Annotated in this window: 24 protein-coding genes and 2 pseudogenes; 10 read left to right on the top strand and 16 right to left on the bottom strand. The window is 72.7% G+C overall.

The genetic code is table 11. From position 1 onward, the window contains the following. Positions 1-6 precede the first annotated feature (6 nt). The 4 genes from ACRAKF_RS05160 (at position 7) to xdhC (ending at position 5,367) form a co-directional block, all read left to right on the top strand. On the top strand, positions 7-342 hold the full coding sequence (locus ACRAKF_RS05160; RefSeq protein WP_447035619.1) for an NIPSNAP family protein: 336 nt from the start codon (positions 7-9) through the stop codon (positions 340-342). A gap of 348 nt (positions 343-690) precedes the next feature. Beyond that, entirely contained in the window at positions 691-2,172 is a 1,482-nt protein-coding gene (locus tag ACRAKF_RS05155) for a xanthine dehydrogenase small subunit (RefSeq protein WP_447035618.1), read from the top strand. Then, positions 2,169-4,556, top strand: a complete 2,388-nt coding sequence (gene xdhB / locus ACRAKF_RS05150) for a xanthine dehydrogenase molybdopterin binding subunit (RefSeq protein ID WP_447035617.1) — start codon at positions 2,169-2,171, stop codon at positions 4,554-4,556. Before ACRAKF_RS05155 ends, xdhB begins: the two co-directional genes overlap by 4 nt. 1 nt (position 4,557) lies before the next feature. Continuing rightward, on the top strand, positions 4,558-5,367 hold the full coding sequence (gene xdhC, locus ACRAKF_RS05145) for a xanthine dehydrogenase accessory protein XdhC (protein WP_447041816.1): 810 nt from the start codon (positions 4,558-4,560) through the stop codon (positions 5,365-5,367). Positions 5,368-5,402: 35 nt separating this feature from the next. On the opposite strand, the gene ACRAKF_RS05140 is transcribed toward xdhC, so the two are convergent. Beyond that, positions 5,403-5,627 (bottom strand): hypothetical protein, encoded by a 225-nt coding sequence (locus ACRAKF_RS05140; protein WP_447035616.1) that lies wholly within the window; start codon positions 5,625-5,627, stop codon positions 5,403-5,405. 579 nt (positions 5,628-6,206) lie between these two features. Here ACRAKF_RS05140 and ACRAKF_RS05135 point away from each other — a divergent pair. Beyond that, the gene (locus tag ACRAKF_RS05135) at positions 6,207-7,760 is read left to right on the top strand and encodes an amidohydrolase family protein (RefSeq protein ID WP_447035615.1); all 1,554 of its coding nucleotides are present in this window, start codon (positions 6,207-6,209) and stop codon (positions 7,758-7,760) included. Between the two features lie 49 nt (positions 7,761-7,809). On the opposite strand, the gene ACRAKF_RS05130 is transcribed toward ACRAKF_RS05135, so the two are convergent. The 15 genes and pseudogenes from ACRAKF_RS05130 to ACRAKF_RS05060 form a co-directional block, all read right to left on the bottom strand. Continuing rightward, positions 7,810-9,324, bottom strand: a complete 1,515-nt coding sequence (locus ACRAKF_RS05130; RefSeq protein ID WP_447035614.1) for an MFS transporter — start codon at positions 9,322-9,324, stop codon at positions 7,810-7,812. A gap of 37 nt (positions 9,325-9,361) precedes the next feature. After that, positions 9,362-10,192, bottom strand: coding sequence for a GntR family transcriptional regulator (locus tag ACRAKF_RS05125; RefSeq protein WP_447035613.1), 831 nt, complete (start codon positions 10,190-10,192; stop codon positions 9,362-9,364). Positions 10,193-10,426: 234 nt separating this feature from the next. Next, on the bottom strand, positions 10,427-11,332 hold the full coding sequence (locus ACRAKF_RS05120; RefSeq protein WP_447035612.1) for a hypothetical protein: 906 nt from the start codon (positions 11,330-11,332) through the stop codon (positions 10,427-10,429). 71 nt (positions 11,333-11,403) lie between these two features. Further along, positions 11,404-11,898, bottom strand: a complete 495-nt coding sequence (locus tag ACRAKF_RS05115; RefSeq protein ID WP_447035611.1) for a hypothetical protein — start codon at positions 11,896-11,898, stop codon at positions 11,404-11,406. 125 nt (positions 11,899-12,023) lie between these two features. Further along, positions 12,024-12,359: a YnfA family protein gene (locus tag ACRAKF_RS05110; protein ID WP_447035610.1), complete on the bottom strand. Its 336-nt coding sequence runs from the start codon at positions 12,357-12,359 to the stop codon at positions 12,024-12,026. Positions 12,360-12,627: 268 nt separating this feature from the next. Then, positions 12,628-13,320 (bottom strand): DUF4142 domain-containing protein, encoded by a 693-nt coding sequence (locus ACRAKF_RS05105; protein ID WP_447035609.1) that lies wholly within the window; start codon positions 13,318-13,320, stop codon positions 12,628-12,630. Positions 13,321-13,490: 170 nt separating this feature from the next. After that, complete coding sequence (locus tag ACRAKF_RS05100) at positions 13,491-14,387, bottom strand: glycosyltransferase family 2 protein (protein ID WP_447035608.1); 897 nt, start codon at positions 14,385-14,387, stop codon at positions 13,491-13,493. Then, positions 14,384-15,259, bottom strand: a complete 876-nt coding sequence (locus tag ACRAKF_RS05095; RefSeq protein ID WP_447035607.1) for a glycosyltransferase family 2 protein — start codon at positions 15,257-15,259, stop codon at positions 14,384-14,386. The genes ACRAKF_RS05100 and ACRAKF_RS05095 overlap by 4 nt, the downstream gene beginning before the upstream one ends. Further along, on the bottom strand, positions 15,256-16,215 hold the full coding sequence (locus ACRAKF_RS05090) for a glycosyltransferase family 9 protein (protein ID WP_447035606.1): 960 nt from the start codon (positions 16,213-16,215) through the stop codon (positions 15,256-15,258). The genes ACRAKF_RS05095 and ACRAKF_RS05090 overlap by 4 nt, the downstream gene beginning before the upstream one ends. A gap of 117 nt (positions 16,216-16,332) precedes the next feature. Next, complete coding sequence (locus ACRAKF_RS05085) at positions 16,333-17,283, bottom strand: glycosyltransferase (protein WP_447035605.1); 951 nt, start codon at positions 17,281-17,283, stop codon at positions 16,333-16,335. Continuing rightward, complete coding sequence (locus ACRAKF_RS05080) at positions 17,280-18,269, bottom strand: glycosyltransferase family 9 protein (RefSeq protein WP_447035604.1); 990 nt, start codon at positions 18,267-18,269, stop codon at positions 17,280-17,282. Before ACRAKF_RS05080 ends, ACRAKF_RS05085 begins: the two co-directional genes overlap by 4 nt. Continuing rightward, positions 18,266-18,496 (bottom strand): hypothetical protein, encoded by a 231-nt coding sequence (locus tag ACRAKF_RS05075; protein WP_447035603.1) that lies wholly within the window; start codon positions 18,494-18,496, stop codon positions 18,266-18,268. The genes ACRAKF_RS05080 and ACRAKF_RS05075 overlap by 4 nt, the downstream gene beginning before the upstream one ends. After that, on the bottom strand, positions 18,493-19,497 hold the full coding sequence (locus ACRAKF_RS05070; RefSeq protein WP_447035602.1) for a glycosyltransferase family 2 protein: 1,005 nt from the start codon (positions 19,495-19,497) through the stop codon (positions 18,493-18,495). Before ACRAKF_RS05070 ends, ACRAKF_RS05075 begins: the two co-directional genes overlap by 4 nt. A 48-nt stretch (positions 19,498-19,545) precedes the next feature. Beyond that, positions 19,546-19,758 (bottom strand): annotated as a pseudogene (locus ACRAKF_RS05065) (carbamoyltransferase N-terminal domain-containing protein); the annotation flags it as partial. 183 nt (positions 19,759-19,941) lie between these two features. After that, positions 19,942-20,106: pseudogene (locus ACRAKF_RS05060) on the bottom strand (NAD-dependent epimerase/dehydratase family protein); the annotation flags it as partial. 231 nt (positions 20,107-20,337) lie between these two features. On the opposite strand from ACRAKF_RS05060, the gene ACRAKF_RS05055 reads away from it, so the two are divergent. The 5 genes from ACRAKF_RS05055 to ACRAKF_RS05035 all read left to right on the top strand — a co-directional run bounded on the left by ACRAKF_RS05055 (position 20,338) and on the right by ACRAKF_RS05035 (position 22,276). Next, positions 20,338-20,625: a hypothetical protein gene (locus tag ACRAKF_RS05055; RefSeq protein ID WP_447035601.1), complete on the top strand. Its 288-nt coding sequence runs from the start codon at positions 20,338-20,340 to the stop codon at positions 20,623-20,625. Between the two features lie 28 nt (positions 20,626-20,653). Next, on the top strand, positions 20,654-21,067 hold the full coding sequence (locus ACRAKF_RS05050; RefSeq protein WP_447035600.1) for a DUF2795 domain-containing protein: 414 nt from the start codon (positions 20,654-20,656) through the stop codon (positions 21,065-21,067). 86 nt (positions 21,068-21,153) lie between these two features. Continuing rightward, the gene (locus ACRAKF_RS05045) at positions 21,154-21,348 is read left to right on the top strand and encodes a DUF2795 domain-containing protein (RefSeq protein ID WP_447035599.1); all 195 of its coding nucleotides are present in this window, start codon (positions 21,154-21,156) and stop codon (positions 21,346-21,348) included. An 86-nt stretch (positions 21,349-21,434) separates the two neighbouring features. Continuing rightward, positions 21,435-21,851 carry a CBS domain-containing protein gene (locus ACRAKF_RS05040; RefSeq protein ID WP_447035598.1) on the top strand — a complete coding sequence of 139 codons (417 nt, stop codon included), beginning with the start codon at positions 21,435-21,437 and terminating at the stop codon, positions 21,849-21,851. A 155-nt stretch (positions 21,852-22,006) separates the two neighbouring features. Then, a complete protein-coding gene (locus ACRAKF_RS05035; protein WP_447035597.1) occupies positions 22,007-22,276 on the top strand; it encodes a hypothetical protein in 270 nt (89 codons plus the stop codon). Positions 22,277-22,327: the final 51 nt, after the last annotated feature.

Raw genomic sequence — 22,327 nt, 5'->3', positions numbered from 1 at the left:
GTAGGCATGATCACCGTTCACCTGACATATGAGATCGACGCCGACAGGATCGAGGACTTCGAGGAGTACGGCCGCCGCTGGGTGGGACTCGTCAACCGCTTCGGCGGGACCCACCACGGCTACTTCCTGCCCAGTGAGGGCGACAGCGACATCGCCTACGCCCTCTTCTCGTTCCCCAGCCTCGCCGCGTACGAGCGGTACCGCACGGACAGCGCGTCCGACCCGGAGTGCCAGGACGCGTTCGAACTGGCGCGCCGCACGCGGTGCATCAAGCGGTACGAACGCCGCTTCCTGCGGCCGCTCGACGGCGTGACCCAGGCCGGCGAGAGCCGCGAGGCCTGACCGCACCCCCGCACAGCCACTGGTCCGACCCTTGACGTCGGTGGCCACAGCCATTAGTTTGCGGTGGCCATCGACCTGCGACCAGTGAAAGGGGCGACCAGCGGATGAACACCAACTCCGACCTCGGCCGCCTCGCCCAGCGCACGGTCTGGGTTCCGGGGCGGATCGCGCACGGCGCCTGAGCCCGCCGCCCCCCTTCCTTCGCTCTCTTCTCTTCCGGCACGCCACTGACGCGTGCTGTCTTGCGCTGCTCCTTTTCACGCGGCGCCGTGCCTGAACACAGAAAGCTGCCTGAAATTGGCGAACATGACTGAATCGACCGACCGTGCACCGCGACGAAGGCCTGTCATGACAGAGGCGCGGATCACGGTCAACGGCAAAGAAACACCGATCGCACCGGCCGCACCCCACACCACGGCGCTGGATCTCCTGCGCGAGCGGGGCCTCACCGGTACCAAGGAGGGCTGCGCCGAGGGTGAGTGCGGCGCCTGTTCGGTTCTGGTGGCCCGCCCCGGGGTGAACAAGCCCACCGACTGGGTGGCGGTCAACGCCTGCCTGGTCCCGGCCGCGGCGCTCGACGGCCAGGAGATCATCACCTCCGAAGGCCTCGCCACCGCGGGCGGACCCGGCACACCGGCCACCCTGCACCCGGTGCAGGAGGAGATGGCGGCCCGCGGCGGTTCCCAATGCGGTTACTGCACACCGGGGTTCATCTGCAGCATGGCGTCCGAGTACTACCGGCCCGACCGCTGTGCCCACGCGGAATCGTCGGACAGCACCGACTCGGCCGACAGCGCTGACGCCGAGCACGGCCCGAACGGTTTCGACCTGCACGCGCTGAGCGGAAACCTGTGCCGCTGCACCGGCTACCGCCCGATTCGCGACGCCGCGTTCGCCGTCGGTACGCCCACCGACGACGACCCCCTGGCCCGGCGCCGCGAGCAGTCCCCGCCCGCGCCGGTCGCGACCCGATACACCCAGGGCGACCGGGAGTTCCTGCGTCCGAGCACCCTGAGCGACGTGCTGCGGCTGCTGCGCGAGCGGCCCGACGCGGTGGTGGTCGCCGGCTCCACCGACTGGGGCGTCGAGGTGAACATCCGCTCCCGCCGCGCGGACTGCGTGGTCGCCGTCGACCGGCTGCACGAACTGCGGGAGCTGCGTGTCGGACCCGGCCACGTCGAGATCGGGGCGGCGCTGACGCTCACCGAGACCGAACGCCGCCTCGACGGCCGCGTCCCGCTGCTTGCGGAGCTGTTCCCGCAGTTCGCGTCCCGGCTCATCCGCAACAGCGCGACCCTCGGCGGCAACCTCGGGACCGGCTCTCCCATCGGTGACAGCCCGCCGGTGCTGCTCGCCCTCGACGCGTCGGTGGTGCTCGCCGACGCCGACGGCGAGCGCGAGGTCCCCCTGTCCGACTACTTCACCGGCTACCGGCAGAGCGTGCGCCGCCCCGGCGAACTGATCCGCGCGGTGCGCGTCCCGCTGCCGCTGTCACCGGTCGTGGCCTTCCACAAGATCGCCAAGCGCCGCTTCGACGACATCTCCAGCGTCGCCGTCGCCTTCGCGCTCGACATCGAGGACGGCGTCGTACGCAAGGCGCGCATCGGCCTGGGCGGCGTGGCCGCCACGCCCGTCCGTGCCCTCGCCGTGGAGGCCGCCCTGGAGGGCGCGCCCTGGGAGGCGCGGACCGTCGAGGCCGCGGCCCGGGTGCTTGAGAGGGAGGGCACGCCGATGGACGACCACCGCGCCAGCGCCGGCTACCGCTCCGCGATGCTCGGCCAGAGCCTGCTGAAGCTGTACGCACAAACCACCGAGGGTGTGTCGTCATGAGCCAACTGTCCGAGCGTCCCGAGAAGCCCGTCGTCGGCGTCCCCATGCCGCACGAGAGCGCCACCCAGCACGTCACCGGCACCGCGCTCTACACCGACGACCTGGTCCAGCGCACCAAGAACGTCCTGCACGCCCACCCCGTCCAGGTCATGAAGGCCCACGGCAGGATCACCGCGCTGCGCACCGAGCCGGCGCTCGCCGTGCCCGGCGTGGTCCGCGTACTGACCGGCGCCGACGTGCCCGGCGTCAACGACGCCGGCATGAAGCACGACGAACCGCTCTTCCCCGACGAGGTCATGTACTACGGCCACGCGGTCGCCTGGGTGCTCGGCGAGACCCTGGAAGCGGCTCGGCTCGGCGCGGCGGCCGTCGAGGTGGACCTCGACGAACTGCCCTCCGTGATCACGCTTCAGGAAGCCATCGCCGCCGACAGCTTCCACGGGGCCCGGCCCGTCATGCTGACCGGCGACGTCGACTCGGGCTTCGCCGACTCCGCGCACGTGTTCACCGGCGAGTTCCACTTCTCCGACCAGGAACACTTCTACCTGGAGACCCACGCGGCGCTCGCCCTCGTCGACGAGAACGAGCAGGTGTTCATCCAGAGCAGCACCCAGCATCCCTCGGAGACCCAGGAGATCGTCGCGCACGTCCTCGGCCTGCACAGCCACGAGGTGACCGTGCAGTGTCTGCGGATGGGCGGCGGCTTCGGCGGCAAGGAGATGCAGCCCCACGGGTTCGCGGCCATCGCGGCGCTCGGCGCCAGACTGACCGGCCGGCCCGTCCGGCTGCGGCTCAACCGGACGCAGGACCTGACCATGTCCGGCAAACGGCACGGCTTCCACGCCACCTGGAGGATCGGCTTCGACGACGACGGACGCATCCGGGCCCTGGACGCCACCCTGACCGCCGACGGCGGCTGGAGCCTGGACCTGTCCGAGCCCGTCCTCGCCCGAGCGCTGTGCCACATCGACAACACGTACTGGATTCCCAACGCGCGCGTCGCCGGTCGCATCGCCAGGACCAACAAGGTCTCCAACACCGCGTTCCGCGGCTTCGGCGGACCGCAGGGCATGCTGGTCATCGAGGACATCATCGGCCGGTGCGCGCCGCTGCTCGGCCTGGACCCGATGGAGCTGCGCGAGCGCAACTTCTACCAGCGGGGCCAGACGACGCCGTACGGCCAGCAAGTCACCCAGTACGAACGGATCTCCGCCGTCTGGCACCAGGTCCAGGAGAACGGCGGCATCGCCGACCGCAAGCGCGAGATCGCCGCCTTCAACGCCGCGCACCCGCACACCAAGCGGGCCCTCGCGGTCACCGGCATCAAGTTCGGCATCTCGTTCAACCTCACCGCCTTCAACCAGGGCGGCGCGCTGGTGCTGATCTACAAGGACGGCTCGGTCCTGATCAACCACGGCGGCACCGAGATGGGCCAGGGCCTGCACACCAAGATGATCCAGGTGGCCGCGACCACGCTGGGCATCCCGCCGCACAAGGTGCGCCTCGCCCCGACACGGACCGACAAGGTCCCCAACACCTCCGCCACGGCCGCCAGTTCGGGGGCGGATCTGAACGGCGGGGCGGTGAAGAACGCCTGCGAGCAGTTGCGCGAACGGCTGCTCCAGGTGGCCGCGACCCAGCTCGGTACGAACGCCTGCGACGTACGCATCGTCGAGGGCGTCGCACGCTCCCTGGGCAGCGACAAGGAACTGGCCTGGGACGACCTGGTGCGCACCGCGTACTTCCAGCGGGTTCAGCTGTCGGCCGCCGGTTACTACCGGACCGAGGGCCTGCACTGGGACGCGAAGGCGTTCAGGGGCTCGCCGTTCAAGTACTTCTCCCACGGGGCCGCCGCGGCCGAGGTGGAGGTCGACGGGTTCACCGGCGCGTACCGCATCCGTCGGGTGGACATCGTGCAGGACGTCGGCGACAGCCTGTCCCCGATGATCGACATCGGTCAGGTCGAGGGCGGTTTCGTGCAGGGCGCGGGCTGGCTGACGCTGGAGGACCTGCGCTGGGACACCGGTGACGGGCCGCACCGCGGGCGCCTGTTGACCCAGGCCGCGAGCACCTACAAGCTGCCCAGCTTCTCGGAGATGCCCGAGGAGTTCAACGTCACGTTGCTGGAGAACGCCACCGAGGACGGCGCGGTGTACGGCTCCAAGGCGGTGGGTGAGCCTCCGCTGATGCTGGCGTTCTCGGTCCGTGAGGCCCTGCGGCAGGCCGCCGCCGCGTTCGGGCCGAGCGGGGCGAGCGTCGAGCTGGCCTCGCCCGCGACACCGGAGGCGGTGTACTGGGCGATCCGGGCGGCCCGCAGGGACGACGCCGATGCCGGGTCCCGAACCGGGGCCCGAAGCGACGTGAAGATGCTGAGCGGTGCCTGACATGACCTGGGTCGCCGCGGTCGCACGGCTGCGAGCGCGCAGGGAGCCCGGCGTGCTGGTGACCGTCGCGGCCGTGCGCGGCCACGCCCCGCGTGACGCCGGCGCGAAACTCGTCGTGGGGCGGACGCGGGCGTGGGGCTCGATCGGCGGTGGCAACGTCGAGGCCGTCGCGATCGACCGGGCCCGGGAGATGATCGCCGCGTCGACGCCGGAGCCGGAGCTGATGGATTTCGCCCTGAACGACAAGGTGGCCAACCGGCACGGTGTGCAGTGCTGCGGCGGCACGGTCACGGTGCTGCTCGAACCGCTGGCGGTGGTACGGGCGGTGGCGATCTTCGGCGTCGGACACGTCGGCCTCGAACTGGCGCGCGTCCTGGCACGTCAGGACCTCGACCTCCATCTGGTCGACACCCGCTCCGACATCCTCACCGAGGAGCGGCTCGGCGTCCTCGCGGACGCGGTGGGGCAGGTGCACGTGCATCACACGCCGCTGCTGCCCGAGGAGGTACTCGCGGAGCTGCCGCACGGCACCCACGTCCTGATCATGACCCATGACCACGCCGAGGACGCCGCTCTGTGCGACGCCGCCCTGCGCACGACCCACCTCGGCTCCATCGGTCTCATCGGGTCGGCGGCCAAGTGGGTGCGGTTCCGCAAGCGCCTCGCCACCGAGGGCGGTCACGACGAGGCCACCATCGACCGGATCAAGACCCCGATCGGGCTCGCGGACGTCAACGGCAAGGAACCCGCGACGATCGCCGTGAGCGTCGCCGCCGATCTGCTGCGCACGTTCGAGACAGAGGGGAGCTGACTTTTCGATCCACAGGAGGGAACGGCCGCGCGCGGTCAGGCGATCCCGGTGCCGCGCAGCAGCAGCAAGGCCACGTCGACCACCGCCACGGCCACGGCCGCCGCGAGCGCCGTCACCCCCCACCCGCCGGGCCCTCCGGCCGGGCCCAGGGTCAGGACGGCGGACGCGGTCACCAGGGGCACCGGCAGCAGCAGCCGTGCGCGTTCCGCGCCCAGCCGGTGCGGCCATCCCCGTACGCCCGTCGCCAGATCCCCGCGCATGTCCGGCAGTACGTCCCCCAGACGGGCGCCGACCCCCACCAGCGCCCCGGCCGTGGTACGGGCTGCTGGTGGCCCTGGGTCCCCGTTGGAACTACCGGTGGCGGTGGCTGCGCCATCCCAACTACGTGGCCGTCGTCGCCGAGGGGGCGACCGACGTGCGCGGAGCCGGACCGCTGCGGCAGCGGGTACGGTCCCGAGTCGCGGGCCGCCGACCGGGGACCGCCCGCCTCATCGTCCCCACGGCCGCCCGGCCGCCCGGCTGCCCTCGGCGTTCGCGGCCACGGTGCGCGCCTTGCAGTAGCGGTCTGTACGACGAGGACGGACGCCGTCATGTTTCGGTGTGGTTACGCCACTTCGGGCGGGCCGGAAGTGCCGCTTGACCAGGCGTTTGACGCAGGCGGGAGCCAGTTGCGCCACCTGCCCTCTCACTCCGTGAATGCCGCATGCCGGAAGTCTTGTTCCACGCCCGGCGGTAGTCCTAGGGTCGGGCCACCCCGCACGACCGACCTGGCGTACGGCTGACTCCGGGCTTTCGCCGTACGCACGGCACACCCTTGTCACCCGCACGCGGGGGCCGGCGTGCGCACAGGGGCAACGGCGCAGGCATGCGAAGTACGGAAGCGGGCGAGTGAGTTGGCGAGCGAGCGGCGGGACGAGCGGTCGGCGGAGCAAGGCCGGAGCGAGGGGCAGGAGCCGGCGCGGGCGGGTCTGGGGGAGCGGCCCGGCAGACGCGGGTTTCTGGTCGGGACGGGTCTTGCGGGTGCCGCCGGGCTCATCGGCGCACCGGCCGCCCGGGCCGACTCACCCGGTGCGTTGCGGGCGGAGCAGTTCAAGGGGGCCAAGAAGCTGCTCGTACCGGAGCTGTTGATGCTGCCGGGCGGCCCGAAGCGGGGGCAGGCGGTGCTCGTCGACGGCGGGAAGTTCCGGGCGGTCGGCCCGGCGGGCAAGCTCATGGCGGCACACCCCGGCCTGCGGCCGGTCCGCCTGGACGGGCACCTGATCATGCCGGGCTTCGTCGACGCGCATCACCACCTGACGCAGAGCTTCGGCAAGGCCCAGTCGTTCGGGCAGCCCTCGGAGATCTTCAAGACGATATGGGAGCCGCTGGAACACGCCCTCGACGAGGAGAGCGCCTACGTGTCGGCGAAGCTGGCCGCCCTTGAGGCGCTGCGTGGCGGCTTCACGACGGTCGCCGATGCCGGGACGCGGGCGCCGGTCGACGTGGCCGTCGTGGCGAAGGCGACAGAGGAAGCCGGAATCCGATGCGTCCTGTCCAAGGTCGTCTCCGACGGAAAGGGCGGGCCGGAACACCTTGGCCGGTGGGACGCGCACCCACTGGTCCATCCCTCGCTGGCCATCCCCGTACCCGAGGACGCGTCCGCGAAAGTCATCAGGCGGACGGCGGACCTGTGCCGGGAGGCCGACGCGGTCTTCCAGATCCACGTCAACGAACATCTGGCCTCCGTGGAGAGGTCGTTGAAGAGCGTCGGCAGGCGCCCGGTCGAGTACCTGCGGCATCTCGGGGCGCTGGGCCCGCGGACCCTGGGTTCGCATGCCACTCTGCTCACGCCCGGCGAGATGCGGATGCTCGCCGACTCCGGCGCCGCCATCAGCTACAACCCCGTGGCCAGCGCCTGGAAGGGCAACGCCGTCGCGCACGCCACCATGCTGGCCGCGATGGGGGTGCGCTTCGGTACGGGCACGGACGGGACGCGCGGCGACGGATTCCGCCTCGTCGACGCCGCGGAGACGGCGCAGCGGCTGGCGTACGGCATCGCGTCGGGGGATTCCTCGTGCGGCGCGGGGCGCATGTGGCTCGAGCACGCGACATCGCTCAGCGCCGACGCGCTCGGCCTCGGCGAGGTGACCGGGGAGATCGCGGAGGGAAAGGCCGCCGACTTCCTCGTCGTGGATGTCGCCGTCCCCGAGCTCACCCCCTCCTATGACCTGGAGTGGGAACTCGTCCGCCTGGCCGACCGCGACCAGATCACCGCTGTCGTGGTCGACGGCAAGCTGCGGCTGTGGGAGGGGTGGCCACCGGACTGGGACGGTCGCGCGCTGGTGGCAAGGGCGGCGAAGATGGGTCCCGAGGTGGTGCGCCGAGCGAAGCTGGAGCGCGTGGAGCCGCGGTAGCCGTCGCTCACCGGCCCTGGCTCACCGGCCCTGGCTCACCGCTCCTGGCTCACCGCTCCGGCGGAAGCCACCTGGCGACGGCGAACGCGACCAGCGTGATCGCGGCGGCCAGGGTCAGCGTCGCGGTGTGCAAGCCCGCGGTGAACCCGTCGACGACCGCCCTGCGCAGGTGGGGGTCGGAGGTGCGGGACACGGCCTCCGCGACCGTCGTCGGCCGATCGTGGCCGGACAGTCGCGAGGGCAGGCGGGCCGTGAAGACGGCCGTGGTGATGGTGCCGGTGACAGCGATGCCGACCGCACTGCCCAACTCCCTCGCGAGGCTCTGCAACGCGGAGCCCGTTCCTGCCCTCTCCACGGGCAGCGCGCTCATCATGGCGTGCGAGAGCAGCGGACTCGCGGTGCCGCAGCCGAGGGCGGTGAGTCCGGCGCCCAGGGCGTAGAGCTCGTACGGGGTACGGGCGTCGGCGGCCGACACCACACACAGCCCGGCGGCCAGTACGAGCATCCCGATGAGGACGGTGCCGCGCCGGCCGCACACCCGCTCAAGGAGCAGGCCGAGGCGCGGTCCCGCGAGCAGCGCCGCGGCCATCGGCAGCAACCGCAGCCCGGCTTCGAGCGGCCCGTACCCCTTGGCGTACTGGAGGTACTGGCCATTGAGGTAGAAGAGGCCGAACATCCCGGCGAAGAGCGCGGCCATCCCCGCCGCGCCCGCCCGTACGGCGGGCCGCGCGAAGAGCCGCGGGTCAAGCAGCGGGTCGCGGGCGCGCAGTTCATGCCGGGCCCAGGCGGCCAGCAGCACGACCGCCGCCGTGCAGGCGGCCGGCACCGGCGGGGCGCTCCAGCCGGATTGCGGGCCGGAGACGATCGCGTAGAGCAGCGCCAGGAATCCGGCGGTGAGCAGGACGGCCGCGAGCGGGGCGGCGGGGCTCGGGCGGCGGGCGGTGACGGGTGCGACGGCGGCCACCAGGAGCAGGGCGCACAGCGCGAGCGGGATCAGGCAGAGGAAGAGCGTGCGCCAACTGCCGTACTCGATGGCGGCGCCGCCGCCCACGTTGCCCAGGACGGCCGCGAGCCCCGTCATCGACGCCCACACGGCGACGGCCTTGCGCCGGGCACGGTCGGGCAGGCCCTCGACCAGCAGGGCGAGCGTGGTGGGCAGCACGGCGGCCGCACCGACCCCGCTGATCATGCGCCCGGCGATCAGTACGGCGATGTGCGGGGCAGCGGCACAGATCACCGCGCCGAGGGTGAAGACCCCCATGCCGCACATGAGCGTTCCCTTGCGGCCCCGGCGGTCGGCGAGCGCGCCGGCGGGCACCAACAGGCAGGCGAACATGACGACATAGCCGTCCACGACCCACACCACGGCCTCGGCGGAGGGCCGCAGGGCGTCGGCCGAGAGGTCGGGGATGGCCAGGTTGACGGCGGAGACCATGCCGATCACCAAGGTGACGCACAGGCACATCGCCAGCGTGGTCAGCGCGGGCGGTCGGTGTGGGAGTGGATGTGGGTGGCCGGTGGCGGGCACGGCGCGGGTGGCAGGGGTGGGATCGGCGTGATCCAACGGGACCTCCGTGGACGGGCGTCGCCCCGCGAGGCCGCTACAGCGAGGAACTGTCGGTGCTGTCGGCGCTGACGGCGCGGTCGGTTTCGGTGTACTTGGCCGCCCGGTCGAGCGTGGCGTGCAGGGTCAGCCGGTCCCCGCGCAGGTGGAGGAATTCCAGGTCGGCCGGGCGGCGGTCGGCGAGGCGGGTGAGGCGTTCGACGGCGAGGATCGCGCCGCCCTCGGGCATCTCCAGGACCGCGCAGGTCGCCGGATCGGCGACCGTGGCGTGGACGGACACCTCGGCCGAGCCGAGGGGCATGCCCGTCGCGGTCTCGATCAGGTCGAAGACGTCGTGGTTCTCCAGCGTGCGCGGCGTCTCCCCGGCGTGCGCCAGGAGGGGCTCGCCCACCTCGGGGATGAGATACGTGCAGTCCAGGGACAGGGGGACGCCGTCCACCCGGCGCAGTCGCTCCAGGTAGACGGCCAGGCCCCCTTCGGGCAGGTCCAGCCGGCGCGCGACCGTGCGCGGCGGCCGCAGGACGCGGGCCTCGCGTACCTCGTTGACGACGGTGCCGTGCCGCTGGAGCACCTCGGCGAGCCCCGACAGTTCGCCCAGCGGATGTTCGTAGGAGCGGCCGGTCACGACCGTGCCCACGCCCCGGCGGCGTTCGACCAGACCTTCGTCACGCAGGAGGCCCAGGGCCTCGCGGACGGTGTTCCGGGTGGCGTCGAACTCGGCGATCAGGGCTCGCTCGTCGGGCAGTACGCCACCGGGGAAGGCGCCGCTCATGACCTGCCTGCGCAGCACACTGGCCACGGTCCGGGCCCGGTCGGCCCGCGTCAACGGCACGCCGGACCCGTCACCCCTCGGCTTCGGATCGCGCATGGCTCCCTCACGGTGGATACGTGGGTGTCCGGCGCGGTCAGAACGCCGCGCCGGATGCCGACGCTAGGCGACCAATGTTGCCGCGACGTTACGCCACCCCATGTGACCTGCGGTGATGACATGACCTGGGGTTTCGCGACCCGACCGCCGAGGGTGCGCCACCAGCGCCGGTGGACGGACCGAGGGGAGGTGGCGCCATAGGGGGGTGGGTCAGGAGGTGGGTCAGGCGGTGGGTCAGGAGGTGGGTCGGGGCGTGGGGTGGTCGGGCGGCTCGGATGGTGTGGGTCGGGCCGTCAGGGAGGCCGTGACCACCACCGGTGCGAGTCGCCCCGCGTCGCGCAGAGCCTCAGCGGTCATCTCCACCAGCCACACCGCCATGTCCGGCGACCACTCCCGCGTGCCGCAGCCGAACCGGATCGCCTCGCGCATCCCCTCGGTGTGCACCGCCCCGTCGAGATCGAGGTCCAGCCCCGGAAGCCCGCCCTTCGTCACCGGCGCGAAGACGTCCACCGCCCCCTGCGACTTCTCCCGTACCGCCTCGCACAGGGCCGCCGCGTCGTGCTCGTCCGCTCCGCCCTCGCCGGGACGGCAGGAGACGGTCACCACCACCTCGTACCGGGCATCCGGATCGGCCAGGCCGAACCACGGCGCCAGCTCGATCTGGTGGAAGGCCGTGTCGCGCTCGGTCGCCCGCAGCGGCAGCAGGGCGTGCAGGCCCGTGAATGTCACCGCACCCACGCGGGCCAGTGCCTCGGACAGCACCAGGGCGATCGGCCGGACGGGAAGTCCCGGACGCGGAGGGTCGGTGCGAACCCCCGCACCCAGCCACGCCAACCGGTGCACCTCACCGTCCTGCGTCCAGTCGCCGCCGACCTCTTCGTGGGCCCACGCCGTGGGTTCGTGCTCGGCCGTGACCTCGCCGTCCTCGTGCAGCAGACCGCCCACGGTCCGCCAGCCGTAGGAACCGGCCCGGTCGACGGCGAGGAAGAGGAGGTCTTCCTCGACGGACCCCTCGGCACCGGCATCGGTATCGGCATCGGCGTCAACATCGGGATCGGTGTCCCGCGTCACCACCCGGTCGAACCACGGATGAAGCCGAAGCGTGCCGTGCAGACCGACGACGACGGTGGGGGGAAACACAGGCAGGCACTCCCGGAAAGAAAAGCGGGCGGTGCCGGAAGCGTATCTTCCGGCACCGCCTCAGCCGTTGATCACAGACCGCAGGTCAGCTTCTGCGTCGCGGTGGTCTTCTTGGAGTTGTCGTCCGGGTAGCCGATCAGGTCGACGTCGATGACGCTGCGGAACGAGTTCACGCCCACGTTGGCCGTGCACTTGTACGCGGCAGCCGTGCGCTTGCCGCTGCCGCCCCCGGAGTAGACGTTCTTCGCCGCCTTGGTCAGCGTCTTCCACTCACCCCCGCGCTTGACCTGGAGCCATACGGTGACCTTGGCCTTGACGCCCCTGGCCGGGCCGCTCAGGTTCTTCCACCAGCCGTGGGCGTTGATGTTTCCCCGCACGGTGTGCGAGAAGTGCACGGCGTCGCCCCCGGTCTGGAACGCTCCGATGCCGGACGCGCGGCTGGACGTCGAAGCGGCGGCGGCGTTGTTCCGCGGAGTGTCGGAGCCCGCGGCCTGGGCCGGTGCGGCCACACCGACGGCGAGCAGAGTGGCAAGGGCGGCGGAAGCCGCTCCCTTGTGCATACGCACGTGAAATTCCCCCAAGAATCGTTCGGTCGCGGCATGTTCGACGCGACGCTGGTACGTGCCGCAGTCTAAACACCTGGTCGGAGGCCTGTTCGCGGCGGTCCCCCAGGAGCGGAGAGGGCTTGGCGTCAGTGGTCGCGCGGCGCGTACATGAGGACGCCCATCCCGATGAGGCAGATGACGGCGCCGGTGATGTCGTAGCGGTCGGGCCGGTAGCCGTCGGCGACCATGCCCCAGGCGATCGACCCGGCGACGAAGACACCACCGTACGCGGCGAGGATGCGTCCGAAGTCGCCGTCGGACTGGAGGGTGGCGACGAAACCGTAGAGGCCGAGCGCGATGACGCCGGCGCCGATCCAGATCCAGCCCTTGTGCTCGCGTACGCCCTGCCACACCAGCCACGCCCCTCCGATCTCGAAGAGGGCGGCGACGGCGAACAGGGCGATGGAGCGGGCGACGAGCACGGTTGCGGGAGCTTTCTGTGGAGGAGCGGAGGCGGAGGCCGGGGCACGGACGGCACCGCCGCCCGGACGTGTCTCCGTCCGACCACCTGCCGTGCCGGCTCCCGGCCCGACTCGGCGGCGCGCGGCCCGGACCAGGGTGTCACGCTCGGAGGCCTCCCAGGCGCTCAGGGCCCGGATGCCCGCGCTGCGCGGGGACGGTGGCAGGGGATACGGGCACCCAGCGGCATCCGGTCATCAGCGAGGCGGCCGGCCGGTGGCGGGCCACGCGTCAGCGACGCTCGGCCGAGCGTCGCCGGGTGCGCCAGGACCAGGCGGCTCCTCCGGCGGCGAGCAGACCGCCGAGCATGCTGAGAACCCCTGTCACGGCCAGGGAGTCATCGCTGATCAGGGAGGTGTCGGCGGCCAGTTGACCGCTGACGCCGGCTCGGGCCGGCCCGGCGTCCCCGGCCGGGTGACAGGTACCGCCGCGGACCATGTCCAGGTGCATCGCCACGACCGGGCGTACAGCGCGCGCGGCGGCCTTGACCTCGGCGTTCCTGCCCGCCTTGAGCTCCCGGTCGATCAACGCGAGCGTCTTGCGGTGCGCGGCGTCCTGAGCGGTGAGCCAGGCCGCGTCATACGCGCGACCGCCGGCCTTCGCTTGCACGGCGGCCAGTTCCTTCTTCTGCCGCGCGGACGGCGAGCCGGGCAGCGTCACGTTCAGCTTGCGGGCGAGCGTCCTCAGGTCCGCGTCCAGCTTGGAGTGGTCCCGCACCAGGACGTCACCGGCGTGCTCCACGCACCGGGTGGTGGCGTTCTTCCGGGCGTCGCGGCCCGCCGCGATCTCGGCGAGGTTGCCCTGGTGAGCCCGGGCCGCGAACGTCTTGTCCTGGTTGTTCACCTCGGCGGCGAACGCGTACGGCGCGGATATGCCGGACAGTGTCACCGCCACGGCGGCGGCGGACAGCAGTCGTCTACGCATGGGTACTGCTCCCTTCGACCCGGCCGAAGAACGTTCCGTGCGGCGGCCGGTGATCGGCAACGTGCGCCGGTCAGCGCCCCGTTTCTGCCATGCCTCCCACCCCCGGCGCCGGAACTCACGGACATGGCGGGGCGCTCACCCGTACGGCCGACACGGGCGGCACGGGCCCCTCAGCCCACGTAGCGGCGGGCGGACGAGTGCTGCTGTGCCTCTTCCAGGGCCCGCAGCCGCGCCTCGGCGGCCCGGGGCAGCACGCGGCGCTCGCGCACCACCCACGGCAGGGCGGCCGCGGCCTGCGCGAAGGCCCGCAGGGACACGGTGTCGCGGGGGACCGTGCGGGCCAGATACGCGGTCCGGCGCAGGGCGGGCCAGGCCGGGCGCCGCAGCCAGGTGAACCACAGCGTGTTGCGGATGCCGTGGGCCCTGCGCAGCGTCGCGTCCCGTACGCGGGACGGATGGTGATGCACCGTCAGATGATCGGCGTACACCAGCCACCAGCCGGCCGCGGCCAGATCGGCGGCGAGCAGTTCCTCCTCGCCGCCCAGCCACAGCCGGGCGTTGAAACCGCCCGCGGCGCGGAAGGCGTCGGTGCGCAGTACGGTCGCCGCGGCCAGGAAGGAACCGAGGGCGGGTCCGGGCAGCCATTCGGGGCCCCGCACGGGCGAGTTGCGCAGCTCCTCGGTGATCGGGTCCTCGGTGCCCTCGGGTTCGACCAGGATGCGGGCGGTGACGGTGGCGATACCGGGATGCCGGTCGAGGAGGTCGGCGGCGCCGGTCAGCGATCCGGGCGCCCACCAGGAGTCGTCGTCGCAGAACGCCACGTAGGGCGTACGGACTCCCCGCACGGCGAGGTTGCGGCCGACGGCGCCCAGGTTGCGGCCGGGGCGCAGCAGCCGTACCGACGGATGGTTGCGGGCGACGGCGTCCGCGGTGCCGTCGGAGGAGGCGTTGTCGACGACGACCACCTCCGGTTCCTCGGGGAGTTCGGCCAGCCGGTCCAGGGTCCGCAGCAGCTCGGGGCGGCGGTTGTGGGTGATGACGACGACGGTGGTGCGGGGGTCGCTCATGGCGGTGCTCCGTCCAGCGTGCAGGCGGCTTGCTCAAGATGCGGGGGGAGGGGGCGGCGGGCACGCAGGGCGGTCGGCAGACGGGCGATGGTCTCGCGCAGGGCCTGCCGGGCGGCCGGGTCGTGGAGGGCGTCGGCGGCCAGGCGGCGGGTGCGGGCGAGGGCGAGCGGCAGGGGGCGGCGCAACCACAGGGTGAGGAGTTCGTTGCGCAGCATTCTGGCCGGGCGGCCGCCGCGGGGGGCCGGGTCCGGGTGATGGTGGGCGACCACGTCCGGGCAGTGGGTGACACCCCAGTCCTGCGCGGCCAGGTCGTAGGCGAGCATCGTCTCCTCACCGCCGAAGAACAGCAGGGGATGGAAGCCGCCCACGCCGAGGTACGCCTCGCGGCGGCAGACGGAGGCGCAGGCGAGGAAGCCGAGGACCTGCGTGCCCGGCAGGTCGTCCGCCGGGCCGAGGGGGGAGGTGGCGAGGACGTCGTTGAGGGGGTCGGGTTCCTCGTCCGGGCCCACCAGGGTGCGGGCGGAGATCAGGCCGAGCCGCGGGTGCGTGTCCAGCAGTTTGGCGGCGTGCTCCAGGGCGCCGGGTGCCCACCAGGAGTCGTCGTCGCTGAAGGCCACGTAGGGGGTCCGCAGGGCGCGTACGCCGTCGGTGCGGGCCAGAGCGCCTCGGTTGCGGGGCAGGGACATCACCCGGACCTGCGGGAAGTCACGGGCGAGCCGTTCGCGGGTGCCGTCCGTGGAGGCGTTGTCCACGACCAGGATCTCCGGCTCCTCGGGCAGGTCGAGCAGGTGCCGCAGGGTGCGGGCCAGGCTGTCCGCGCGGTTGCGGGTGGCGATGACGACGCCGGTGTCGGGGCCGGGGGTGTGGTTCATGAGACGTGGGGGAGTCGGTCGAGGGCCTGGAGCGCCTGGAGCACGTCGTCGGTGGTGATGCGCAGCAGTGCCGGGTCGGTGCGGCGGCCGTGCGGGTCGCCGTCCGGGCCGGGGTGCCACAGCACCTGGTGGCGGGGGTCGGCCGGTGGCCCCCAGAGGCTCGGCGCAACCGGGCCGAACAGGGTGACCGAGGGGGCGCCGTGGGCCACGGCGAGGTGGGCGATGCCGGTGTCACCGCTGATGACCGCGTGGGCTCCGGCGACGAGCGCGGAGAGCCGTTCGAAGGGCGGGCCACCGGCGAAGGTGTCCGTGTCGGGCAACTGGGCTTGCTTGGCGAGGCGGGCCACGAGGTCATCCTCGCCCGGACCTCCGGTGACCACGACCCGGCGGCCCCGCTCGCGCAGGGCGCCGGCGACGGCCGCGTAGCGGTCCACGGGCCAGCACCGCGAGGGGGCGCCCGCGCCCGGGTGCAGGACGACGGCACCCGGTGCGGGGGAGGGGCCCGGCGGGGCCGGCAGCCGCAGGTCGGTGGGGTCGGCCGGGATGCCGTAGAACTCCAGGAAGCGGCACCAGCGGTCCCGTTCGTGTTCCTCCGCCCACCATGGCGGCCCTTCGATGTCCGGGGTCTCCGGGTGGGCGAAGGCCAGCAGGCGCCGCGGGGCCAGCGTCTGGAGCAGGCGGTGGCTGGGCGGCCCGTTGCCGTGCAGGTCCACGGCGACGTCGGGCGGTGGGCCCGACCAGTCCAGGCGCTCCGGTACGGCCCGGCCGGGGGCGGACGCGGGCAGCAGCCGGTCGACGGCACCGCTCGCCGCGGCGACCGGCGCCAGCTCGGCGGGCGCGGCCAGCACCAGTTCATGCTCGGGGAAGCCACGCCGCAGGGCACGAAGCGCCGGTACGCAGGCGAGCAGATCGCCGAGCCCCAGCGCACGCAGCACGAGAAGCCGCCGCCGCATCATCGCCCCCACTCCGCAGCCACGCCCCGCGCGAGCGGGTTCACGGGACGGCCCTTCCCCTTGCGGCGACTCCGCCGAGCGCGGCGAGCGGGCTCGCGTGTTCGGACACCATGGCGATCCTCATCGGGTCACCTCCTTCAACAGCCGCTCCCAGTCGCCCAGGAAGCGGGACAGCCCGTAGCGGCCGAGCGCCGCCGTGCGCGCCTCGTCGCCGACCTCCCGGGCGTACTCCGGGTCGGCGATGAAGTCGTGGACGGCGTCGGCCAGCACATCGACACGGGTGGAGACCACCCCGGCGCCCGGCGGCACCGCCTCGGTCACCTCGGTGGTCGCGAGCGCGACCACGGGCATGCCGAGGTGCATCGCCTCGATGAGGGAGAGACCGAGGGAGGTCCAGCGGACCGGATGGAGGTAGAGGCGCCGTTCGGCCATCGCCGCGTGCAGGTCACGCTGGACGAGCTCGTGCGAACGGCAGCGCTCCGGCGGCAGCCCGAGGTGGCCGGCGAGCCCGTCGGTCCCCATGCCGAAGACGTCCAGCGGGGCGGTCCGCGCGAAGACCGGCAGCAGGTCGGTGCCCGTCGTACGGCCGCGCCGGATCGGTTCGTTGGTGACGACGGCCGCGTGCGGGATCTCGCCGGTCCACCGGGCGCCGGGGTCGACGATGCCGTGTTCGATGACGGTGGTCTCGGCACGTCCGGTATCCCACATCAGGCGGTTGAAGTGGGTGACGTGCACCACCGGGACGCCCGGCAGATCGGCGGCCGGATGCCGGGTGTCGGGCACGTCGCCGTCGGGGGCGTTGTGCTCCAGGTACACCATGGGCGGCGGGCGGCCCAGCCACCGCCGCGCGAGGGCGTACTCGTGCGGGCGTTGCAGGACCACGACGTCGATACCGGCGTCCCGCAGCTCCTCCGGCGGGAGTTCGATCACCGAGTCCGGCCAGTCGAAGGTGCGGGCGCGGCCTAGCCCGTCCGGCCCGCGGTCGGGGGTGACCGGGACGATGTAAGTGTGCGGGCCCTGGACGAACGCGGTGGTCCAGGAGCCGTGCACGTGCCAGATCAGAATCCTCATTCGGCGACCATCACCTTTCCCACGGCGGCCACGACGTCGTGCGCGGTCACGGACTCAAGACACGGGTGGCCGGGCACCGGGCAGTTCCTGGCGCGGCTGCCCGCGCACGGCGCGCCCTGGTCGCCCAGCAGGACGTACGGGACGCCGTAGGGACGCCAGCGCTCGGCCGGGACGACCGGGGCGAACAGGGAGACGACGGGGGTGCCGACGGCCGCGGCGAGATGTCCGGGCCCGGTGTTGCCGGTGACGACGGCATCGGCCCCGGCGAGCACGCCGGCCAGTTGGCCCGGGTCGGTGCGCCCGCCGAGGTCGAGCCCGTGCTCTCCGGCCACGGCCGCGGTCAGCTCGCGTTCGCCCGGGCCGCCGGTCACCACGACCCGGTGCCCGGCGGCCGTCAGCTTCCGTACGGCCTCCGCGCACCGGTCCACGCTCCAGGCGCGGGCGGGGACGCTGGCACCGGGGTGCAGCACGACGTAAGGACCGGGGCCGCTGAGTCCGGTGGTGACGGGCGGGGGCAGGACGCCCAGCCGCCCGTCGTCCGGCCGCGGGAACCCGGCGGCCTCGGCCAGATCCAGGGCGGCCTCGGCCTCATGGGCGTGCGGGGCGCGCTGATGGCGTACGTCGAGCAGCGAGCCGGGGTAGTCGACGCTGTCCGCCGCGATGTGCTCCACACCGGCCAGCCGCAGCAACAGGGCGGCGGGCAGCGGCGATTGGTGGAAGGACGTCAGGATCAGGGCGGTGTCGGCGTCGATCGTGTCGACGAGCTGGTCGAACTCGCCGCGGCCGACGGGCGGCGGCGTGAACCCGACCCAGGGCGCGTCCCATACGAGGATGTCGTCCACGCCGGGCAGCAGGCGGGCGGCCGGGGCACCGAGCGGCCCGCACAACACGGTGACGTGGTCGGCGCGGGCGGCGACGGCCCGGATCGCGGGCCCGGCGAGCAGCACGTCGCCGAAACTGTCCAGGCGGGTGACGAGAGCCCTCATCGCACCCTCCCGGCGGTGTCGTGGACGGCGTCCCGTTCGGCGAGTACGCGCGGGAACGGCGACCCCGCCGACACCGCGCGCACGGCGGACAGCAGGTCGCACGCCACATGCTCGGCGGCCGTGAGGATCATGCCGGGCTCCGGCTTGCGGCAGCCGCAGCCGTCGTCGGGGACGTCCTCCACGAGGGTGCCGTCGCGGTCGGACAGCACGGCGTCGATCGCGTTCACGGAGCCACCTCCAGCCAGGGCGCGGCGCCGCGGTGGCGCCACATGCCGCTGAGCCGGTGCCAGGTGGCGGCCGACGGAATCAGCACGCTGGTGGCGAGCATGGCCTCGACCTCCTGCCGGGTGCGCGGTCCCGGCGCGATGCGCGCCCAGGCGAACTCACCGGTGCCTGCGGCCCAGCCGAGCGCGGCCACCGTGGCGGCCCGGCGGCGCCCGGCCATGGCGAGCGCGCAGGCGGCCAGGCCGGCCGCCGTGATCGCGAGGTGGCCACGCAGCCGGCCGCGCGGCGCGGCGGCCCGCTCCCACCAGCCGGCACCGTGCAGGCGCCGCATGAGGGCGTCGTCGGCGTTGCCCCGCTGGGCGCGCAGGGACACCCAGCGGTCGGCCTGCCGCACCGGATGCCGCGTGGTGCGCCGGCCCCGGTCGATCCGCCACCCGGCGTCGAGGACACGCAGGGCGAGGTCGGCGTCCTCGCGGAAGGCCCGCGGGAACCGCTCGTCGAAGCCGCCGACCTGCTTCAGCGCCTCGGCGCGGAAGGCCATGTCCGCGGTGATCCACCGGGCCTGGGCCAGACCGGCGGTGCCGCGCTCCCAGTCGGTGGGGCGGCGTTCGCCGGGCAGCGGCACGGTGATGACGCCCTGCACGCCGCCGGTACGGGGCTCGGCCGCCGCGAGGTCCTGGGTGAGCTGGTCGCACCAGTGCGGCCCGACCTGCACGTCGTCGTCGAGGAAGGCGATCCAGGGCGTGCTGGTGGCGCGCAGCCCGGTGTTGCGGGCGGCTGCGGGGCCGCGCCCCGTGCTGTGGACGACCAGGGTGCGCTCGCGCAGGTCGCCGAGGACACTCAGCGGGTGCTCCAGCGCCGCGGGGTCGGGTTCAGCGTCGGGCCGGTCGTCGACGAGGACGATCTGCTCGGGCCCCGGACCGGTCGCCGCGGCGAGCGCGGCGAGGCAGTCGGCGAGGGTGTCGCGCGCCAGCGTGGGGATCACCACGGCGTAAGCGGTCATACGTCAGGCCCTCCCGGACATCGCGCCCCGGCGGACCCCGAAGGGGCCGATCGCCGGCAGGTCCTCGGGACGGATACCGGCGTGCTCCAGGCACCAGCGGGCGGACAGCTCGGGCAGCTCCCACGCGGAGAACGGCACGGGGCGCTTGCCGTGCTTCCGGCGGCTGAACCGCTCCTCCTCGGCGGCGGCCGACGTGCGTCCGTCCACGACGAGGGCGGCGGCCCGGTCGTGGAAGAAGGCGTTGATTCCAAGGATGCGCATCGGTAGTACTCCGTCCCGGGCGACGTCAACGGTCACCTTGGTCTCGGGTCCCGCACGGCAGCTACCTCAAACACGTGGAGACAGCTCCTTCGGCGCCAGCCGATCGTCTGCTTCAACCCCTCCGTCCAGTCCACCTGCGGCCTCGACGGTGTCGTCGACGTAGCACGGCGAGCGGGTCTGGCTGCCGTCGCGCTGACGCGGTTCGGCCACGTTGCCGCGGGCGCCCGTGGCCAGGTTGTCCAGGCACACGACCGCACAGCCGTCGTCGAGCAGCCGGCCGCAGAGACGGGAGCCCACGAACCCGGCTCCTCCGGTCACCAGAGCCCGTCGCCAAGTCTGTCCGAACACGGGGCGCTCCTCACTCTTGGACACACATGCGTGTCGGTCCGGGTAACCGGATCCTCCTCTCGCATACGCGACGGCGCCCGACCGGCGGCCGGCAGCGCACGAGACCACTCTGCGTGCCACGAGGAGCACCATGCGCGGGCATGCTGCGCCGAACGAGTGAGCGACGTGGTGTCCCTCGACGAACCACGATGAGCAGGGATGGCGGAGGAGGAATGACGAGTCGTCCCGGCCGTGGTGGAGGCCGCCCGCGAGCACCGCATCGACACGCTGCTGCTCCGGCCCGACGGGCCCGACCTCGGCCGCGAGGTCTGGGCGGGCACCGACCCCGACCAAGTGGCGGTGCGGCGGAGCGATGTGCAGACTTTGGGGGAGAGCGACCCGATCTCCGTACGCGCGGACGACGCGCTGCTGCGCTCGGCCGCCATCACGGGAGCGGACGTACTGATCGTTCCCCTTCCCCTTCCCCTTCCCGACGAGCCGTCCCTGTCCGTCGGCGCCCTGCTGCGCTGGACGTACTGACCATTCGGACAAGCGGAGGTGCGCACGCATGGAGCGAGGCAGCAACCAGGTCGGTCCCCGCAAGGACGACGAGATGAAGCACGAGCTGGAGGGTTACCTCCGGTCCGGTCAGCACACGCACGTGGAGGAGGGCAACGACCCGGAGCCTCCGGCGGACGACGACATCCGTGTCGACCCGGGCGGACCGGTGCCCCCGCCCGGCGCCGAACGCGACCAGGCCCAGGCGGCCGCCGATGCGGAGTCGTTGCGCCTGGAGATCGCGCGCCACCTGGAGAACACCGTCTTCCCGGCCAACCGGCAGGCCGTACTGGATGTCCTGGAGGCACACCACGCGCCGGACACCGTGCTGGAAGCCGTGCGGCGCCTGCCGGACAAGGGCACGTACGCGAACGTCACAGAGGTCGCCGCCGCAGTCGACGGAACCCGACGCCAAGCCGACTGAACCACCTGACCGAACGACCCGACCGAACCAACCAACCAAACCAACCGACCGAACCAACCGAACCCGAGGGAAACGAGGAGACCACCATGGCGGACATCAGCCCGATCGACCTTCAGAAGGCGCTCAAGGGTGCCGAGTACCCCGCGAGCCGGGACGACCTGGTCTCGCTGGCGCAGGACAACGGCGCGGACGAGGCTCTCGTGAGCAAGATCGGTGACGCCTCGGCGGACCGGTTCGATGGACCGAACGAGGTCCAGAAGGCTGTGTTCGACAACGCATAGCGGGGCCCCGTTCCCGCAGCCCGAACCCGTCCACCCCCGGGCGAACGTACCGAATGACGACCGCATGACGAGCAAGGAGGCTTGTGATGACGAAGGCGCGGGACATCATGACCGGCGGGGCCGAGTGCATCGGCGCGAAGGAGTCGGTGCTGGACGCCGCCCGCAAGATGAAGGACCTCGGCGTGGGCGCGTTGCCGATCTGTGGAACGGACAACAAGCTCAAGGGCGTGCTGACCGACCGGGACATCGTGGTGAAGGTGCTCGGCGCGGGCAAGGACCCCGCCACTTGCGAGAGCGGTGACCTCGCGCAGGGCGAGGCGGTGACCATCGGCGCGGACGACGACGCGGAAGAGATTCTGCGCACGATGACCGCCCACAAGGTACGCCGTCTGCCGGTCATCGACGGCCACGACCTGGTCGGCATGGTCGCCCAGGCCGACGTCGCCCGAGCGCTGTCCGACCCGAAGGTCGGCGAACTCGTCGAAGCCCTCTCCACCGACTGAACCACACCACTGCCCCGAGCCCGGACCGGTCGGCCCGGGCTCGCGGTGCGAATGTTCAGGAACGTAGTGCATACGTGTGAATCAACCGACCGTCTCCGGCGTAGTGGCCCGGTGCCGGCGGATCGAGGCGGAGGCTCGCCGTACAGTCGCCACCCGTGGCGCACACCTTCGACGAACTCGTCGCGATGCAGCGCGCGGCCGACGCCGCGCACGCCCAGGCCGAGCGGCTACGACAGCAGTACGGACCACCCGCCGCACAGCGCTGGTCCGATCAGCAGTTGCAGACGTACGAAACGGCGTGGCGAGCCTGGCGTGATCTGGCTCGGGACATGCAGACCGCGCTCACCGCGTACGCGCAGGAGCAGGGTGAGACCCGGAAGGACGCGGAGAGGCGCGTGAAGAGCGCTGCCGGGCGACTGGAGTAGCAACGCGCCCACCCGCCCCCAGTGACCGACCAGGTCTTCAACGATCAGCGT

Source organism: Streptomyces sp. DSM 118878 (genome assembly GCF_052936595.1).
Note: the sequence above shows the minus strand (reverse complement) of the source record. Positions and strands in the feature narration are given on the sequence as shown.